Source organism: Dyella sp. (assembly GCF_036568765.1).
In the GTDB taxonomy this organism is placed as follows: domain Bacteria; phylum Pseudomonadota; class Gammaproteobacteria; order Xanthomonadales; family Rhodanobacteraceae; genus GSA-30.
Genome location: NZ_DATCRY010000246.1, coordinates 1 through 16,565, shown reverse-complemented (window position 1 = coordinate 16,565; position 16,565 = coordinate 1). Strand labels below are relative to the sequence as shown.

Annotated in this window: 18 protein-coding genes; 8 read left to right on the top strand and 10 right to left on the bottom strand. The window is 61.0% G+C overall.

The genetic code is table 11. The features are described from left to right. The coding region (locus tag VIM98_RS16640) for a hypothetical protein (protein WP_331994234.1) at window positions 1–968 on the top strand (968 nt) is incomplete at its 5' end. Between the two features lie 24 nt (window positions 969–992). Here the strand turns inward: VIM98_RS16640 and VIM98_RS16635 are convergent. Together VIM98_RS16635 and VIM98_RS16630 are read right to left on the bottom strand one after the other, a co-directional pair. Next, window positions 993–1,520 carry a Spy/CpxP family protein refolding chaperone gene (locus VIM98_RS16635; RefSeq protein WP_331994233.1) on the bottom strand — a complete coding sequence of 176 codons (528 nt, stop codon included), beginning with the start codon at window positions 1,518–1,520 and terminating at the stop codon, window positions 993–995. 56 nt (window positions 1,521–1,576) lie between these two features. Further along, window positions 1,577–1,903, bottom strand: coding sequence for a hypothetical protein (locus VIM98_RS16630; protein ID WP_331994232.1), 327 nt, complete (start codon window positions 1,901–1,903; stop codon window positions 1,577–1,579). A 228-nt stretch (window positions 1,904–2,131) separates the two neighbouring features. On the opposite strand from VIM98_RS16630, the gene VIM98_RS16625 reads away from it, so the two are divergent. Continuing rightward, complete coding sequence (locus VIM98_RS16625) at window positions 2,132–2,395, top strand: DksA/TraR family C4-type zinc finger protein (protein ID WP_331994231.1); 264 nt, start codon at window positions 2,132–2,134, stop codon at window positions 2,393–2,395. Window positions 2,396–2,584: 189 nt separating this feature from the next. Here VIM98_RS16625 and VIM98_RS16620 read toward each other — a convergent pair whose 3' ends face one another. From VIM98_RS16620 to VIM98_RS16590, 7 genes are all read right to left on the bottom strand, one after another. Then, a complete protein-coding gene (locus VIM98_RS16620) occupies window positions 2,585–2,815 on the bottom strand; it encodes a hypothetical protein (protein WP_331994230.1) in 231 nt (76 codons plus the stop codon). 125 nt (window positions 2,816–2,940) lie between these two features. Continuing rightward, window positions 2,941–3,294, bottom strand: a complete 354-nt coding sequence (locus tag VIM98_RS16615; RefSeq protein ID WP_331994229.1) for a hypothetical protein — start codon at window positions 3,292–3,294, stop codon at window positions 2,941–2,943. A 127-nt stretch (window positions 3,295–3,421) separates the two neighbouring features. Then, window positions 3,422–3,832 carry a DUF3617 domain-containing protein gene (locus VIM98_RS16610; RefSeq protein ID WP_331994228.1) on the bottom strand — a complete coding sequence of 137 codons (411 nt, stop codon included), beginning with the start codon at window positions 3,830–3,832 and terminating at the stop codon, window positions 3,422–3,424. 121 nt (window positions 3,833–3,953) lie between these two features. After that, the gene (locus tag VIM98_RS16605) at window positions 3,954–5,996 is read right to left on the bottom strand and encodes an alkaline phosphatase family protein (RefSeq protein ID WP_331994227.1); all 2,043 of its coding nucleotides are present in this window, start codon (window positions 5,994–5,996) and stop codon (window positions 3,954–3,956) included. A 255-nt stretch (window positions 5,997–6,251) separates the two neighbouring features. Next, complete coding sequence (locus VIM98_RS16600; RefSeq protein ID WP_331994226.1) at window positions 6,252–7,886, bottom strand: multicopper oxidase family protein; 1,635 nt, start codon at window positions 7,884–7,886, stop codon at window positions 6,252–6,254. A 241-nt stretch (window positions 7,887–8,127) separates the two neighbouring features. Further along, the gene (locus VIM98_RS16595; RefSeq protein ID WP_331994225.1) at window positions 8,128–8,628 is read right to left on the bottom strand and encodes a VOC family protein; all 501 of its coding nucleotides are present in this window, start codon (window positions 8,626–8,628) and stop codon (window positions 8,128–8,130) included. 409 nt (window positions 8,629–9,037) lie between these two features. Next, the gene (locus VIM98_RS16590; RefSeq protein ID WP_331994224.1) at window positions 9,038–9,433 is read right to left on the bottom strand and encodes an ExbD/TolR family protein; all 396 of its coding nucleotides are present in this window, start codon (window positions 9,431–9,433) and stop codon (window positions 9,038–9,040) included. A 266-nt stretch (window positions 9,434–9,699) separates the two neighbouring features. Here VIM98_RS16590 and VIM98_RS16585 point away from each other — a divergent pair, with 266 nt between their 5' ends. Further along, a complete protein-coding gene (locus VIM98_RS16585; RefSeq protein ID WP_331994223.1) occupies window positions 9,700–10,911 on the top strand; it encodes a multidrug effflux MFS transporter in 1,212 nt (403 codons plus the stop codon). Between the two features lie 93 nt (window positions 10,912–11,004). On the opposite strand, the gene VIM98_RS16580 is transcribed toward VIM98_RS16585, so the two are convergent. Further along, window positions 11,005–11,613 carry a TetR/AcrR family transcriptional regulator gene (locus VIM98_RS16580; RefSeq protein ID WP_331994222.1) on the bottom strand — a complete coding sequence of 203 codons (609 nt, stop codon included), beginning with the start codon at window positions 11,611–11,613 and terminating at the stop codon, window positions 11,005–11,007. 96 nt (window positions 11,614–11,709) lie between these two features. On the opposite strand from VIM98_RS16580, the gene VIM98_RS16575 reads away from it, so the two are divergent. The 5 genes from VIM98_RS16575 to VIM98_RS16555 all read left to right on the top strand — a co-directional run. After that, a complete protein-coding gene (locus tag VIM98_RS16575; protein ID WP_331994221.1) occupies window positions 11,710–12,819 on the top strand; it encodes an MBL fold metallo-hydrolase in 1,110 nt (369 codons plus the stop codon). Between the two features lie 141 nt (window positions 12,820–12,960). Next, entirely contained in the window at window positions 12,961–13,323 is a 363-nt protein-coding gene (locus VIM98_RS16570; RefSeq protein WP_331994220.1) for a DUF1428 domain-containing protein, read from the top strand. A 65-nt stretch (window positions 13,324–13,388) separates the two neighbouring features. Beyond that, window positions 13,389–14,852, top strand: coding sequence for a DHA2 family efflux MFS transporter permease subunit (locus VIM98_RS16565; protein WP_331994219.1), 1,464 nt, complete (start codon window positions 13,389–13,391; stop codon window positions 14,850–14,852). 15 nt (window positions 14,853–14,867) lie between these two features. Then, window positions 14,868–15,818: an ABC transporter ATP-binding protein gene (locus VIM98_RS16560; protein ID WP_331994218.1), complete on the top strand. Its 951-nt coding sequence runs from the start codon at window positions 14,868–14,870 to the stop codon at window positions 15,816–15,818. Further along, the coding region (locus tag VIM98_RS16555; protein WP_331994217.1) for an ABC transporter permease at window positions 15,815–16,565 on the top strand (751 nt) is incomplete at its 3' end. The genes VIM98_RS16560 and VIM98_RS16555, both read left to right, overlap by 4 nt.

The window sequence follows — 16,565 nt, the reverse complement described above, 5'->3', positions numbered from 1 at the left end:
GTGCGAGTGACACGTCGCTGCAGCGCCTGCTGCCACAAATCCGCGATGGCGCCGGCTTCGAATTTGCCCGTCTGCAAGACCGTCTTGTCCGTGGCGAACCGGCTTGTCGTTCGATTCCCTGTCGCCCCTTTGTCGGGCGGCTGGTTATTGTACTTGTGGTCGAAGCCGAGCCCGTGGGCCAGGATCGCCTGGACGCCTGGGGATTGGATTTCGACGGGGCGTTGGTGCTGGCCATGAATAATCTGCGCGCGTGCAGCACCGGTACGTTCGAGCCGGTCGGTCAAGGTGTGCTGCGTTCGCCCTGCCGGGATCGTTTCGATGCGGCACGCCTGTTGCTCGACGATCGTCTTCGTAGTCTGCCGGTGCAAGGTAGGCCGGTCATAGCCATCCCGTCGTGCGATTGCCTGCTGGTCGCCGGGTCGGACGACGCGGCCGCTCTGGTCGCATTGACGGAGCTTGCTGCCGAGGCGTTGGAAACGGTGGCCCATCCCTTGGGATACGGACTGTACTGCCTGCAAGACGATGGCTGGTCGGTGTTCGATGGCGATGCCCCGGCTACCGAGCGTTTGCGCCAGATCCGCTATCGCGGCGATATGACTGTCTATGACGATCAGAAGAAGCTGCTTGATCGCATCCACGAAAATGAAAACATCGATCTCTTCGTAGCAAGCTATCGATTGTCCGACAGCGTCGGTACGAGCGGTTCCGTCAGCTCGGTACAGTGGACGCGCGGTGTCGATGCTTTGCTGCCGCGCGCCGATTACCTCTGGCTTTATTGCACGACGGCCAGGCAGATCGTTTCGGTTGCCTGGGATGTGGCCATGGATGTTCTGGGAGGATTGTCGCCCGAGCCGGACCTGTTGCCCGAACGTTATCGGGTCGGGAGTTTTCCGACCGATACACAGATGGCGCAATTGCGGGTGCGCGCCGAGCGCATCTGGAACGTTCCCGATCGAAGCCCTACCTGAGGGCTTCGATCGATGCAGCGGGTGTTACGACGTCGGGCCAGCCGTCGATGCACTCGCAGGTTTGCCGCCCTTATGCCGCGGCTTGCCAGGGTGTCCGCCCATCTTCTGGTTGCGATAGAGCGTATCGGCGGTCTGCTTTTGCTCATCCGAAAGCACGGCGTATAAATCGCCGAACGCTGAAGATAATTTCTTCATGTTCTCGGCGTGCATCTGGGTCAGGTCGGCATACGACTTCATCGCATCCGGCGCACTCATGGTTGCGAGCTTCTGTGCGCGGTCGTGGAAAGCCTGGCTGGTATTCTGCGCATTGTCACGCATGACCTGGGCAAACGCGTCCCATTGCTTGGATTGCCGATCGGTGATTTTCAGCTGTTGGTGCAAGTCGTCGATGCGGCGTTCCACCGCGTCGGCACGGCGTTGCGCATGCGATGTGGCGGGTGCGGTATTCATGTCGGTGCCGGGCGCGGTCGTTTGCTGCGCCCACACGGCCGGTGCGGCCAAGCCGAGTACGAACAAAGCAGACACGGCCAATTTGCCAATGGCGTCGTTCATGTAGTTACTCCGATTCGATCGTCCAGGGAGAACTTGCCGGACGGGCAAGCGTTCGCTTAGTAGCCGTCGTCGTAATACACGCCGGGTGGCGGCGGTGGCGGCGGGTCGCGGTAGACCACCGCCGGGGGCGGTCGCGAAGCGTTGGATTGGGAGTTGGCGATCGCCGCGCCCGCCACCACGCCGAGCAGAGCACCGGCGATCAGGGTGCCGGTATCGTTGCCGCGATGGCGATCGCGGCCGTAGTAGTGGGGCGGCGGCGGTGGGCGATGGTAGCCGTGACGATAGCGTTGTGCCTCTGCGGGCATGGCCGTGGCAAGTATCGCCATCGTGCCGGCTAGCAGCGCGCAGTGCCGGAAAAGCCGGGCCGGTGAGCTCGATGTCATCGACGTATCCTCCTGGCGTGCAGGGTGTTTTTACCTGAGCGGAAGTCGTGCCTAACATGGCGCCATGCCCTTGGTTTGGCGCAGGCACACCGGACAGCAATGTACTCGAAACGTAGGTGACGGTCCTGTGTGCCTGGACGCGCGGGCAAGCTGGCCAAGCGCTTGATTTTACGAATCCCGTCGCTATGTTGACGCTGTGACTCGGTAGCAGAGGCGTTCGGAGGCTCTATGGCGACGGGTTGGGCAGGCGACGGCGCCGTTCAGGATCAGATCGACGCGACCGTGAGCGACGCGGTAGAGCGTGCGCGCAAACAATTGCGTAAAGGTCCAGGATTGACGCATTGCGAAGAGTGCGATGCCCCCATCCCCGAGGCACGGCGCAAGGCCGTACCCGGTGTGCGCCTGTGCGTTACCTGTCAGGAAGCCCAGGACGCCGAACGGAGCGCGCAGCTATTCAATCGGCGCGGCAGCAAGGACAGCCAGTTGCGCTGATAGACGCATCGCCAGAGATGCCCTGGAGCCATACCGAGGATCCCCAAAGAACCTCTGTCATCCCGGCGGATGCCGGGGCCCGGCGCCTTTTGTCGTGAGGCAGTCGCGGTGCGCCGGTGCGGGGCTCGCCCTCTGCGGGGGGCGAAGTGGCAAAGGACGAACCGTTAGGAGAGCTCAGGGGAGGAAGCGCTACGCGTGCTGCCTATTGTGCTTGGCCTGGCGAGCCAGTTCAGCGCAGCGTGCCTTGGCTTCCGCGCGCTTGCGGTCTTGTTCCATCAACAGAATCTGGCGACGCGTCAACGGGTGCGGTTGTGCGCTGCATTCGGGCTTGCCGTTGGCGATATGCCGCACAGCGGCCAGGATGCGCTGCAACCAGCGGTCGACGGAGGATGAGGTCGGTGTCGTAGTGTTGGCGAACATGATGTGACGGCGACCTCGGACGCGGAAAGGACCCACAAGGCCACTATGCGGCCTCGCTTATTAGGGCGAAGTGAGGATACGGTTCAGTTTTTTTTCGACGATCGTTTAGATCGTTCTTGGTGGCGCTACAGCCCCTTGAACTGGATCTTGCCTGCCGCGTCGACCGTGCAGGCCTTGAGCGCTCGGCTTTGCAGTTCTTCGGGGGCGATGTTCGGATAGTTGTAGACCGCGTTGACTGTCGTGGCCATCCAGTTTTCCGGCGCGTTCGGATCGGCGTCGTCTTCGTGGCTCTTGTTGCGCTTGAAATTCGACATCGCGGCGGACTTGGTAACGCCGCGATCGCGGTTTCGCGCGATCAGGTAGAACGGCCTGGCGAAATTGACGCACGCCGTCGGCGGCGGCACGGTATCGGCCACGGTATCGGCGACAGCGTCAGTGCCGAGCAGGCTCAGCACGATCAATAGCGTCATACGGCGCATAAATCCCCCCGGTTATTTTTATCGCCGGGCCGGTGGACCGGCTCGGATAAGTGTGCCGTCCGGGGGCAGGGCTTGGTATCGGAAAAATTCCGGGTCGGACGCCTAGACGCCTAATTTGTCAGCCGGATCAATCCTGCGGGCTGGTACAAGCGGCATAGCGCTTGCCCTCGATTCTGACCGCGTCGGCCCCGTCAGGCCGGATCAGGCGTGCCGTGTAGTGCTCGGCCGAATCGAAGCCCACATGGCCTCGTGCGGCGATCGTAGCCTTGCCGGGGCAGCGCAGGGTCCAGTCCAGGGTGGTGCTGCTGCGGTGCCGGTCGGCAGCCTGGCAGTCGGTGGCACCGGGCAGGTCGATATGGCCGAAGGAGGCCCAAGGGTCGGCGCCCTCGTCCACGCAATGCCATTGTACGGTGGGCTTGGACCAGTGGCCGCCCAGGAACAAGCGGGTGGCGATCTTCCAAAGGCCGGGCATGGCGCCGAAATCGCCGGGATCGGCGTGAGCGCTCGTGGCGCTCGCTGCAAGAGCGAGCATGACCATGGCGGCCCATCGTAAATGGCGGTTATGCGATCGATGCGGGTTATTCATCGCGTACAGCAACTCCCAGTAGAAAGTGCCCTGCCTGGGTGGCCAGGCAGGGCGGCTCGCGTCAATGAAGCAATCAGTCCGTGATTGCCGCGGTAACGCTGTCCTTGCCGTTACCCTTCCCAAAATCGAACATGTCCATCAAGTTGCCGATCGCCGGTGCATTGACCGGGACGTAAGGATTGCGCTTCGTCGAGATCGGGTTCGGCAAATTGTCGCGGCTGCGGTCGGAGATCTGGTCGTGCAGCCCCCAGTTGGCTTCGACGAATTTGTCGAACGAAACGTGGTCGTAGTACGTGTGCACCACGTGGCCGCCTTCGGAGTACTTGGAGATCACCAGCGTCGGGATACGCGTGCCATCGCCGAAGAAATCCACCGGCTGCACATAGCCCGAGTCGTAGTAACCGCCGCCTTCATCGAACGTCACCACAATGGCGGTATCGGCCCAGACCTTCGGATTGGCCTTGGCCATATCGACAATCTTCTTCACGTAACCTTCGAACAACTGCAGCTTCGATGAGGCCGGGTGACCGTCCAGGATGCCGTCCGGCTTGGCGATCGATACGGCCGGAAGCGTGTTGTTCTGGATATCGGTGTACAGATCGTTGATATCCTGGTTGTTCGCGCGCAGATCCGGATCGGTCATGATCTGCGTGGAGTACAGGAACGGGTCGCAGATGTTGCAGAAGGTGCCGGCTTCGCCGTTCTCCTTACCCTGGCCCCAACCTTCACCGTAATACTTCCAGCTCACGTGGTGACGTTCGAGCAGCGTGGCAAGGTTCTCCTGCTTCGAAGGCGGCATGGTGAACTGCTGGTCGCCCAGCGGTGCCGGCGTGCCATCGCCCAGGTAACCCGGGTTGTAGTTGTTGACCAGGTAATAGGCGTCCTTTTTGCAGTCGGTGCCCTTGAAGGTCTTGTACGGCAGCGAGCGCAGGTACTTCTTGACCGACGCCACGCCCGGCTGCGTCTCATCAGCGCAGTTGACGTAGGAACCGCCGCCGTAGCCGTCCTGCACCCACCAGTTGTTGGTGCCCGGCTGCGAGTTCGGGTTCTCGATCTGGTTGATCGGCGGCGTGGCCGGCTTGCCCTTACTGTCGGCGTAGTAAACCAGCGTGCCGTAGCCCAGCATGATGTGGTTGGCGCCCGTGCCGCCCATCACCGACTGGTGGAAGTTATCGCTGAGAGCGTAGTTTTCGGCCAGTTCCTTGAAGTAGGGTGCGTCGCCCTTGTTCATGTTGAGGAACTGCATGGAGGTCGAACCTTCGCCGGTGCTCTGGTCGGTGAAGTTCGCGGTCTGCGTGGCGCCGTTGTTACCCGCGCCCATGGTGACTTCCACCCAGGGGAACAGATCCGCGCGGCAACCGCTCGGGTTCTGCGTGGTGGCTTCCTTGATATTGCAATCGAGCTGCTGCCACATCTGGAAGAAGCGATGCACCGGGCTGTTGGCGTAATCGTTGTAGCTGATCGACGCGTGCATATCGACGGGCGCGTTGACCAGCGTAGCCGGAAAGCGTGTGTCGGGCACGCCGCCGGGCAGGCCGGTACCGCCTTCGGCGAGTTCCTGATACGCATCGTCGGGCAGGGCCGGTTCGATCGACTGAGCCTGCGCCGCCGATGCGAACGGTGCCTGGGTCGGAGCGCCGCCGGTGTTCATCTGCGGCAGATTTTCATAAGGCGTGGTGCGTGTCGGCGCCACTTCGAAATTGCCGCTCTGCGTGGCCTGGAACTGACGTGCGAGTTCCACGTTCGGACCCGGTGTGCCGTCGGCGTTGACGATACCTTCGGACAGCAGGTTGAACACCGTCTCGCCGCGCGGAGGCTTGTAGGTGGCGTAGACATGGTCAAACGTGCGGTTTTCACCGATCAGCAGAATCACGTGCTTGATCGGTGTCTGCGTCTTGTCGCTGTTGTAATAGCCTTGCTTGGGCTGGTGCAGCACTACCACGCCACCGGGCAGGCCTTTCTGGCTCTGCAGCGGAGCGGTCGGGATGTCTTTCCTGAAAGCTGCGTCTTTGTCGGGAGCTATTGTTGTTTGTGCGCTGACGACACCGGCAAGGCCGGTCGCCAACATGCCGAGAAACAGCGGATGGAGCCGCCTGCGGTCGAACATCTTGGACATGACTTGATCCCCAGCAACATCCGTCGTGGAGGTTGCGAATCGAGCGTGGTCCCCCTGATTGATCGCATGCGACATTGATAGGGAGTCGCATCGATCGCGACGCAGTGTGGTCTTGTCACATGACGATGCTTTGGCGCTTCGAAGACAGCGATGACCATCTATGTGACGTTCGTGCTACAGCCTCGAATGTTGCGTGGCCAGTCACATTTGACCTGTAGATTTAGACGTCTATTCGCAAGATGTTGCTGAATGTGCTCAGGCCGGCAGCAATTGAAAGGGCCGCATCATCTCGTTGTCTTCGTGTTCGAGATAGTGGCAATGCCATACATAGCGCCCCGGTTCGCCGTCGAAGCGCGCGACGATGCGCGTGACCATGCCAGGATCCGCACGCACGGTATCCTTCCAGCCCATTTCGTGCGGCGGCGGCGGTTGCGCAGGCCCGGTGTACTTCACCGTGCGGTGTGCATTCCACGTGAAAATATCGAACGGACGACGGTCGAGCACTTGGAAACGCACCAGATGCAAATGCACCGGATGCGTATCGCCGGTGATGTTGACGAAGCTCCAGATCTCGGTGGTGCCTTGCTTGGGCTTTTCGGTGATCGGCTCGGACCAGCTCTTGCCGCCGAGCAACATCATCATCGGATTGCCGCCCGAATCGTCCTGCTCGCCGAGCGACAGCAGGCGTTCGCATACCGATGTCGAAGCGGCGATACGTGGCACCGCGCGCAGTGTCGATGGCAAGACTGACGTATCGTGCCGGCCTTTATCGCGAACACGAAATTCCAAAATCGCATCGGCCTGCTGGCGAAGTTGTACCGTCTTGCCGTCCAGGCCGCTGAAATCCACCACGACATCGGCGCGTTCGGCCGGATAGAGCTCCACGCGTGCGCGCTCCAGCGGGGTCGGCAGCAAGCCCTGGTCGCTACCGATCTGATGGAAAGCACCATGCGATAGCGACAAATCGAAGAAGCGTGTATTGGCTGCATTGATCAGACGCAGGCGATAACGCCTCGGTTCGACCTCGAAGTACGGAAACAGCCTGCCATTGCATAGCATGGCGTTGCCGTAGCACTCGGAAACCCAGGGGGCTTCGGGGTCGTCCGAGACAGGATAATAAAGCTGGCCATCCTCGCCGATAAGGCGATCGCAGAGCACGAGCGGCAGTTCGAATTCGCCGGAAGGCAGGCCCAGCGCCTCTTCCTCCGGATCGCGCACGATGAACGCACCGAACAGACCGGCATAGATATTCAGACGGGTGATGCCCATGGCGTGGTCGTGGTACCACAACGTGGCCGCGTCCTGGCTATTGGGGTAGTGGTAGAGCAGCGAATGCCCTGGGACATACCAGTCTTCGGGAAAGCCGTCGCTGCTCGCCGGTGCGCGTGCGCCGTGGATGTGTGTCACGGTGCGCACGTCGGGGTGCTCGCGTTCGGCGCCGTGGATATTGTGGTCGATCGGCAGGAAATGCGTGGTCGGCAGCGCGTTCGCCCACTCGATCAACAAGGGCTCACCACGCATGGCTTCGATGGTTGGGCCGGGCGATATGCCTTGGTAGCCCCACTGCGGTGTGGCGGGAAGATCGCGATGCAGTTTGCTGCTGAACGCACGCATGTCGATGCGGTGATACGCGAGTTTGCGACCGGGATAGGCCGGGTGCGTGCGCTGCTCGGTGGAGCGCGCGAGCGGCGGTATCGGCAACGGATCGACGAAGCGCGTCAGATGTGCCGGATTGACAATCGGCACCTTGGGTGCGGCGAGCGTCGGCATGCTGCTGCGCCGATGCATGTGCATCGTGTCCGCATGAGCGACGCGAAGCAGGTCTGCCAGTGCACAGGCGCCTGCGAGACCACCCATGCCGGCGAGAAAGCGGCGGCGGCTGAGCGTCATGGCGAAGCGCTCCTGCCGGTACCTGGGCACGAAAAAGACGAATGGGAAAGACGCGAGCAAGCAGCCCTTCGGCCGCGGCAGGGGGATCGGCGTGTCATCCAGCCACCGTAGGCAGCGTATATGACAGGGATATGGCGGTTGCGACGGCAGATAAGCTACGTGTGAACCGGGCACCTCCTCCGGCAAGCAGGAGATGGAGCAAAGCGGGCTACGTAAATATCGTTAGCGAACGGTTGAGGGGTTAGCCCGCCGCGGCCTTGCGCAGGTCGGCCAGATCGAGCTTTTTCATCTGCATCAATGCCGCGCCGACGCGCGCGACCTTGACCGGATCCGGATCTTTGAGCATCTGGATCATTTCCTCGGGCACGACTTGCCAACTCAAGCCATAGCGGTCTTTCAGCCATCCGCATTGCTGTGCTTCCACCGGGCCGCCGGCAGTCAGCTTGTCCCAGTAATAGTCGACTTCCTCAGCGTCCTGGCAATGCACCACCAGCGAGACGGCTTCATTGAATGTGAAGACCGGTCCGCCGTTGAGCGCGGTGAATGGCTGATTGTCCAGCTCAAAAGCGACAGTCATCGCCGAACCGACCGGCTGGCCTGAGGCCTTTGCGACTTCTGCGCTATAACGAACGACATCGACGATACGCGAGTTGGGAAAAATACCGGTGTAGTAGGCAGCGGCTTCCTCAGCTTGCGTGCTGAACCAGAGGAAGGGCGTGATGCGTTGGAATCGGGTGCTCATGGGGCCTCCGGGGCGTTGTGGACGTTCAACAACTAGACGAGCGATGTCCTGGTGGATCGACATCCAGGCACGGCTTCGAATGGTTCCCCTCGCCCTCAGCCCCCGGCATAGCCAGGGGAGAGGGAGCCTGACTGAAGGGAACCTCGAAAAACTTGCTTTCTGTGGGAGCGACTTTAGTCGCGACAATCGTGCCTCACTGCAAGTCCTTGTCGCGACTGAAGTCGCTCCCACAACGATAGGATCCGCTTTCGCTATATTCGGGCGATTGAGAGGTTTTTAGAGGTTCCCTGAAGTGCGCCTCAATGTTTCGCACTCGCGTAACTGGTCCCTCTCCCTGGCTACGCCGGGGCAGAGGGTTGGGGTGAGTGGGCGGTCCGCCCCAGTCCTCACTCCGCAAGCAACGTTCTTCTCAACGCCCAATGAAGTCGATCGAATTCAACCCCTGCGATTTGGCCTGTGCGAGCACATGCGCTACGGCTTGGTACGACGCTTCATCGGCGGCATCGATCATGAGGCTCGGGTGATCGGTACGCGCACCCGCAAGGACAAGCTGCGCATCCAATTGCGCGACGGTCACCGGCGCATCGTTCCAACGAAGGCCGCCATCGCCAGCGATCGCAACTCGTATCGGCTCGGGCCGTTCGATGAAACTGTCGCCCGGCCGCGGCAAGTCGCTGCGGATCTTATGCGTTACGACAGGAGCGGTAATCATGAAGATGACCAGCAGTACCAGCAGCACATCCACGAGCGGTGTGATGTTGATGGCAGCGATGGCAGGACTTGAGGCACGTGCAGAGAAAGCCATTTCTTCCTCCTTTGGCGTACGTGGGTCGATGTGGCCCGACACGATACGGGGAGGTCGGGCGGGACCAGCTTATCGCGTACATCGAGCACCACGCCAGCGGCGCAGTCGCTGCTATCCTCCAAGTCTGCATCGACGTTCGCCGCGCGGCACTTGAATTTCAATACCGTCTGGTTTAATAATCTCCGTACTCGCGTCGATCCCTGGATCGCGCCATTTGCATCTATAGAAGACGCGACATCCTGCCTGGTCGCGCGCAAGGATATTTCATGACTTCCCGGTTTCTTGGGGCGGCACTCATTCTCGGCCTGTTATCGGCGATCGGACCGTTTGCGATCGACATGTATCTGCCAGCATTGCCTTCCATCAAGGAGAGCCTGCATACCAGTGTCGATACCGCGCAGCTGAGTTTGATGGCGTTCTTTGTCTCGCTTGGCGTAGGGCAGCTTGTGTACGGCCCGCTGTCGGACATGTTCGGGCGAAAGGTGCCGATCTATTTCGGCCTGACTGTGTTTGCCTTGTGCAGCATCGGTTGTGCGTTGGCGCCGGATATCGATACGTTGATCGCGTTTCGTTTCTTCCAGGGCCTGGGCGCCTGCGCAGGCATGGTGATTCCGCGAGCCATCGTGCGCGATATGCATACCGGCCATGATGCTGCGCGGTTGATGGCGCTGCTGATGCTGGTATTCAGTGTTTCGCCGATCCTGGCGCCGCTGACCGGCAGCCTAGTGATCCAGTTCGCGAGCTGGCGCGGCATCTTCTGGACGGTGACGGGGGCTGCTGTGTGCGGCTTGATCCTGGCCATGACCGTATTGAAGGAGACGCGCCCACCGGAGCTGCGCGTGGATAGCAGTGTCGGCTCGGCCCTGCGTTCCTATGGCGTGCTGCTGCGCGATCGTCATTATCTGGGTTTGATCTTGATCGGTTCGTTCGGCGTGGCCAGCTTCTTTGCCTATCTGGCCAATTCGTCGTTCATCCTGATCGACCACTACGGCCTGAGCGAAACGCAGTACAGCATGGCCTTCTCCATCAATGCGGTCGCGTTCATCGGGGCCGCGCAGTTTGCCGGCCGGTTCGGCGCAAAGCATGGCTTGGCAAAAGTGGTACGTACCGCGGTGACCGGCTTCGCCATCACGATGCTGGCGCTGCTGGCAGTCGTTGCCGCAGGGTTCGCCCAATTGCCGGTATTGATGGCCATGCTGTTTGTCGGCTACGGTTTTCTTGGCTTGGTTATTCCGAGCACGGCGGTGTTGGCATTGGACGAGCACGGCAAGATTGCCGGTACCGCGTCGGCGATGATGGGCACGATGCAATTCGTCGTTGGAGCTATCGTCGTCGGCGTGATCGGTCGCTTCTTCAATGGCACGGCCTTGCCGATGGTGGCAGGCATTGCCGGGTGCGCCCTGATTGCTTTCACCCTCGCGCAAGTGACCTTGCGGCATCGGCGTTTCATGGCGAAGCCTGCGGCCGAAAGCGCCTGAAGGGAACTCTGATAACCTCGGTTTTCATCGTCGGGCTGACGAGTAGGAGAGGGTTTTTAGAGGTCCCCTGAAGTGGTGAGGCCGACTCATGTATTAGCCGGCGCGCAGGTCCGCCAGTCGCGCCAATAGCATCGCGCAAGCTTCGTCGACGATCTTTGCCTGTGCTGTCGCATCCGGTGGGGTTTGCCAGCCGATCACCGCATGCCAGTACGTGCACGATTTGAGCATGCCCACGAACAGATCCGCGGCGAGCTGCGACGGCATGTTGATCAGTTCGCCGGCCGCATGTGCTTCGCCGAACCAGCGATAAAGCCCCAGCTCTTTTTCCCGAAAGAGGGTAGTCAGCTGGGCGCTACGCTCTTGCGAGTGCATGCACTCGATCATCAATACACGGCTGAGGCCGATGAATGAGTCATCGCAGATCAATTGCATTTCGCGTTCAGCGATATCGCGCAATTGCACGGCGAAAGGGCGCGATGGATCGAAGCGCAGGCGACCGAGCGGCTCGACCCGGGCGACGAGCAATGCCAGCACGGCTTCGAAGACGGCTTCGATCGAGGGAAAGTGTTTATAGAGCGTCCTCTTGGAGACTGCCGCACGGCTGGCGATGGATTCCATGCTGGCGCCAGTCAGGCCGCGCTCCACGAGTTCGGCGATGCCCGCATTGAGCATGGCTTGCCGTTTATTTGCGCTGCGATTCAATGGGTTGCCCGTGACTGAACTAAAAGTATACGGTGTAGTTTACTTCTTTCTTTGTCTGGCATAAAGTACACGGCATCGTATACTTTGAGGTCTGCCATGGGCGTTGTCGTACTGTTGCTGGGGGCTATGGCGCTGGCTTGGCTTGCGTGGCCAGCCGGGAAGCGAGCGAAGCATCTGTATGCCGGCGCGCTACGTTGGCGCGACGGGCGATTTCACAACGTGGCGTCGACACGAAAAGGCGCGCTTGGCGACGTTTTTCGGGCTTATCGACAGGCCCGCGGCCTGCGTCGCAAGCCGCGTGAAGCGTTGCCTGTCGCGCCGGTACAACGGGAGGTCCTGGATGGGCCGGCATCGCAACGGTTACGCGTCACGTGGCTGGGGCATTCGACGGCCTTGATCGAGCTCGATGGCTTGCGTGTGTTGACCGATCCGGTACTGAGCCAGCGTGCCTCGCCGTTCACATTTGCCGGTCCGCGCCGTTTCACGCCACCGGCACTTGGTATGGAACAACTACCGGCCTTGGATGCAGTGGTGCTCTCGCACGATCATTTCGATCATCTCGATCGCAGCACGATCCTTGCCCTCGCCACGCGCGTACCTCGCTTCTATGCCCCCTTGGGCGTGGGCCGGCGATTGGTTGACTGGGGCATTGCGGCCGAACGTGTCGTCGAGCTGGACTGGTGGCAGGAAACACGGCTCGGCTCGCTCACGCTTGCGGCGACGCCAGCTCAGCATTTCTCCGGGCGTGGACTGCGCGACGGCAACCGCACGCTATGGGCTTCCTGGGTCATTGTCGGGCGCGACGAGCGCCTGTTCTTCAGTGGCGATACCGGCATGCATGCGGGATTTGCCGAAATCGGCGAGCGCTATGGGCCGTTCGACCTCACTTTGATCGAGTGCGGTGCCTACAACGAAACTTGGCCGGATGTGCACATGCAGCCAGAGCAGTCGCTAGCGGCGCACCAGATGGTGCGTGGCATGACGATGATGCCAGTGCACTGGGGTACGTTCGACCTGGCGCTGCATCGTTGGGACGAGCCGGCTGAGCGAATTCGTGCGCTAGCCGCCACCCACGGTGTGCGACTGGTGCAGCCGCGGCCAGGTGAAACGGTCGCGCCGGATTCGCCGCTCGGTGCTCCCTGGTGGCGCCATTACGAAAGCGAGTCGGTGGTGCAGGGCGCGATGCTGTCCAAGGAGCGAGCCTGATACAGAAAGCGGACGCGTCAGGTATTTTTGCCGCAGCGACACATGCCATTGTCAGTCATCGATGTTAGCGTGGGCCCGCAACGCCGCCCGGCGGCCGCATAGCGCATGCCCCGTCTTCGCCCCCTTGCCTGAGGAGGAGTCATGAGTTACGTCGATGGTTTTGTCGTTCCCGTGCCGCAGGACAAGCTGAATGCTTATCGCAAGATAGCCCGCAAGGCGGGTGCCGTTTGGCGCGAGCACGGTGCACTGGAGTATCGCGAATGCGTCGCTGACGATGTGAAGCCGGGCAAGCTCACGTCGTTCCCGCAGGCCGTCAAGCTCAAGCCGGGCGAAGTGGTGGTGTTTTCGTGGATCGTCTATAAATCGCGGCGCGATCGCGATCGGATCAACAAGAAAGTCATGGCCGACCCGCGTCTTGCCGATATGATGAACGATCCGAAGTCGATGCCATTCGATCTCAAGCGCATGTTCTTCGGCGGGTTCAAGACATTCGTCGAGCTCTAGGAGCCGTCGAGACGAGGTCGTCTGGTTTTTCTCCAGGCGGTCGGTATGCAGCCGGGGAGGAAGACATGACGGCAGTGCGGAGCGATGCTTCCGATCACCTGGCCGCGCATCGCGACAAGCGTTGGGCGGCCTTGATCGTGTTGTGCCTGGGCGTATTGATGATCGTGCTCGATACCACGATCGTCAATGTAGCTTTGCCTTCGATCAAGACGGACCTGGGATTTTCCGAAACTACGCTGGCCTGGGTGGTCAATGCCTATATTCTTACCTATGGCGGTTTCTTGTTGCTTGGCGGCAGGCTTGGCGATCTGTATGGCCACCGGCGCCTGTTCCTGATCGGGATCGCTGCGTTCACGCTGGCTTCGTTGGCGTGTGGCGTCGCCACAGCGCAAACCCAACTGGTAGCTGCACGCGCCGTGCAAGGTGTCGGCGGCGCGGTGGTATCGGCAGTCGCGCTGTCGTTGATCATGGACTTGTTTACCGAACCTGCGGATCGGGCCAAGGCGATGGGCGTGTATGGCTTCGTATGCGCCGGTGGCGGCAGCATCGGCGTATTGCTGGGCGGTTTGTTGACCGGCGCATTGCATTGGCACTGGGTCTTTCTGGTCAACCTGCCGATCGGCATCGCCGTTATTGCATTATCGCTTCGGTTGCTACCGGACGCGCGCAAGGCATTGGCCAGCCGTCACCTCGACGTAGCTGGCGCCTTTACGGTGACCGCCGCGCTGATGCTCGCGGTCTATGCGATCGTCAACGGTAACGAGGTCGGGTGGGCATCGGCGCGTACGCTTGTACTGCTTGCCGTTGCCGTGGCGCTCCTGGCCAGCTTCCTGATTATCGAATCGCGTGTGCATGCGCCATTGATGCCGTTGGGTCTGTTTCGGCTGCGCAACTTGACGGTGGCGAACGTGGTGGGCGTGCTCTGGGCCGCGGCCATGTTTACCTGGTTCTTCTTGTCGGCACTGTATATGCAGCAGGTGCTGGGCTACCACCCGATGGAAGTGGGCCTGGCTTTCTTGCCCTGCAACTTGATCATGGCCGTGTTCTCGCTGGGCCTGTCCGCCAAGCTGGTCATGCGCTTCGGCATTCGCGGTCCGCTCGCGGCCGGGTTGTTGCTGGCTACGCTCGGGCTGGCCTTGTTCGCGCGAGCGCCCGTGCAGGGCAATCTGTTCATCGACGTGCTGCCGCCCATGTTGTTGTTGGGCCTGGGGGCGGGCATCGCCTTCAACCCGGTGCTGCTGGCGGCCATGAACGATGTCGGCCCCAGCGATTCGGGGCTGGCGTCGGGCATCGTCAATACGGCCTTCATGATGGGCGGGGCCCTTGGCTTGGCCGCGCTGGCCAGCCTGGCAGCCTCGCGCAGCAGCCATGCGCAGGCACAGGGCCTCGATGCGCTGTCGGCCTTGAATGCCGGTTATCAGGCCGCATTCCTGGCCGGAGCCTGTTTCGCGTTGGTGGCCGCCGTGCTCGGATTCGCCCTGTTGAGGGTGCGCGCCATCGATGCCGACGCAGTCGCTTCTTCCCATTAAGGAACTGCGAGTCTCATGCCGCCCGTGACCGCTTCGACTGCACCGCCCATCGTTTCGATCGCCAAGCTCAGCAAGACCTACGCCAGCGGCTTCCAGGCGCTGAAGCATGTGGACCTGGAGATCCGCCGCGGCGAGATATTCGCTTTGCTCGGTCCCAATGGCGCCGGCAAGACCACGTTGATCAGCATTGTCTGCGGTATCGTCAATGCGAGCAGCGGCCAGGTGCTCGCTGCCGGCCACGATATTGCGCGCGATTACCGGGCGGCGCGCAGCAAGATCGGCCTGGTGCCGCAGGAATTGCACACCGATGCGTTCGAGACGGTCTGGGCGACGGTTCGCTTCAGCCGCGGCCTGTTCGGCAAGGCGCCGAACCCTGCGCATCTGGAAAAAGTGTTGCGCGATCTATCGCTCTGGGACAAGCGTGACAGCAAGATCATGGCGCTGTCAGGCGGAATGAAGCGGCGTGTACTGATCGCCAAGGCGCTGGCACACGAGCCGGAGATTCTGTTCCTGGACGAACCCACCGCCGGCGTCGATGTCGAGCTGCGTCACGACATGTGGGAGATGGTGCGCCGTCTGCGCGAAAGCGGTGTCACCATCATCCTTACCACGCACTACATCGAGGAGGCTGAGGAAATGGCCGACCGTGTCGGTGTGATCAGCAAGGGCGAGCTGATCGTGGTGGAAGACAAGCATGTGCTGATGCGCAAGCTGGGCAAGAAGCAGCTGACACTGCAATTGCAAACCCCGCTGACGGCCGTTCCTGCGGAGTTGGCCGATCTTCCACTGGAACTGGGCGAGGGCGGGCAGTCGCTGGTCTATACCTTCGATACCCAGGCGGAGGAAACCGGTATTGCCGCGCTGCTGCGTCGCTTGAACGAGCAGGGGATCGATTTCAAGGATCTGCATTCGAGCGAGAGTTCGCTCGAGGACATCTTCGTCAGTCTGGTGAGGTCGCGTGCATGAATGTCTATGGCGTTGCCGCGATCTACCGCTTCGAGATGGCGCGCACCTTTCGTACCCTGATGCAGAGCATCGCCTCGCCGGTGCTTTCCACTTCATTGTATTTCGTCGTGTTCGGGGCGGCGATCGGTTCACGCATGGGGCACATCGACGGGGTCAGCTACGGTGCCTTCATCATTCCCGGCCTGATCATGCTTTCGCTTTTGAACGAGAGCATTTCCAATGCGTCGTTCGGCATTTATATGCCCAAATGGGCCGGCACGATCTATGAGCTGCTGTCGGCGCCGGTGTCGTATATCGAAGTGGTGCTGGGTTATGTCGGTGCGGCAGCGACCAAGTCGATGATCCTGGGGTTGCTGATCCTGGTCACCGCGCGTGTGTTCGTACCTTACGAGATTGCCCATCCGGTGTGGATGCTGTGCTTTCTGCTTCTGACGTCGGTCACTTTCAGCATGTTCGGCTTCATCATCGGGCTGTGGGCGGACGATTTCCAGAAGCTGCAGGTGATCCCGCTGATGGTGGTCACGCCGCTGACTTTCCTGGGAGGAAGCTTTTATTCGATCAAGATGCTGCCGCCGATCTGGCAGAAGATCACGCTATTCAATCCGGTGGTGTATTTGATCAACGGATTCCGCTGGAGTTTCTATGGCGTCTCGGATGTGAATGTCGTGCTCAGCGCCGGCATGACGCTGGGGTTCCTGTTGCTTTGCCTGGGCGTGGTCTGGTGGATTTTCCGGACGGGATACAAGC

Bases quoted from the DNA above. Each gene is read 5' to 3' on its own strand.
- VIM98_RS16565 (WP_331994219.1), top strand. From the start codon at position 13,389: ATGACGGCAGTGCGGAGCGATGCTTCCGATCACCTGGCCGCGCATCGC.
- VIM98_RS16625 (WP_331994231.1), top strand. From the start codon at position 2,132: ATGGCGACGGGTTGGGCAGGCGACGGCGCCGTTCAGGATCAGATCGAC.
- VIM98_RS16590 (WP_331994224.1), bottom strand. From the start codon at position 9,433: ATGGCTTTCTCTGCACGTGCCTCAAGTCCTGCCATCGCTGCCATCAAC.
- VIM98_RS16570 (WP_331994220.1), top strand. From the start codon at position 12,961: ATGAGTTACGTCGATGGTTTTGTCGTTCCCGTGCCGCAGGACAAGCTG.
- VIM98_RS16615 (WP_331994229.1), bottom strand. From the start codon at position 3,294: ATGCGCCGTATGACGCTATTGATCGTGCTGAGCCTGCTCGGCACTGAC.
- VIM98_RS16605 (WP_331994227.1), bottom strand. From the start codon at position 5,996: ATGTCCAAGATGTTCGACCGCAGGCGGCTCCATCCGCTGTTTCTCGGC.
- VIM98_RS16595 (WP_331994225.1), bottom strand. From the start codon at position 8,628: ATGAGCACCCGATTCCAACGCATCACGCCCTTCCTCTGGTTCAGCACG.
- VIM98_RS16585 (WP_331994223.1), top strand. From the start codon at position 9,700: ATGACTTCCCGGTTTCTTGGGGCGGCACTCATTCTCGGCCTGTTATCG.
- VIM98_RS16630 (WP_331994232.1), bottom strand. From the start codon at position 1,903: ATGACATCGAGCTCACCGGCCCGGCTTTTCCGGCACTGCGCGCTGCTA.
- VIM98_RS16610 (WP_331994228.1), bottom strand. From the start codon at position 3,832: ATGGTCATGCTCGCTCTTGCAGCGAGCGCCACGAGCGCTCACGCCGAT.
- VIM98_RS16575 (WP_331994221.1), top strand. From the start codon at position 11,710: ATGGGCGTTGTCGTACTGTTGCTGGGGGCTATGGCGCTGGCTTGGCTT.
- VIM98_RS16635 (WP_331994233.1), bottom strand. From the start codon at position 1,520: ATGAACGACGCCATTGGCAAATTGGCCGTGTCTGCTTTGTTCGTACTC.
- VIM98_RS16600 (WP_331994226.1), bottom strand. From the start codon at position 7,886: ATGACGCTCAGCCGCCGCCGCTTTCTCGCCGGCATGGGTGGTCTCGCA.
- VIM98_RS16560 (WP_331994218.1), top strand. From the start codon at position 14,868: ATGCCGCCCGTGACCGCTTCGACTGCACCGCCCATCGTTTCGATCGCC.
- VIM98_RS16620 (WP_331994230.1), bottom strand. From the start codon at position 2,815: ATGTTCGCCAACACTACGACACCGACCTCATCCTCCGTCGACCGCTGG.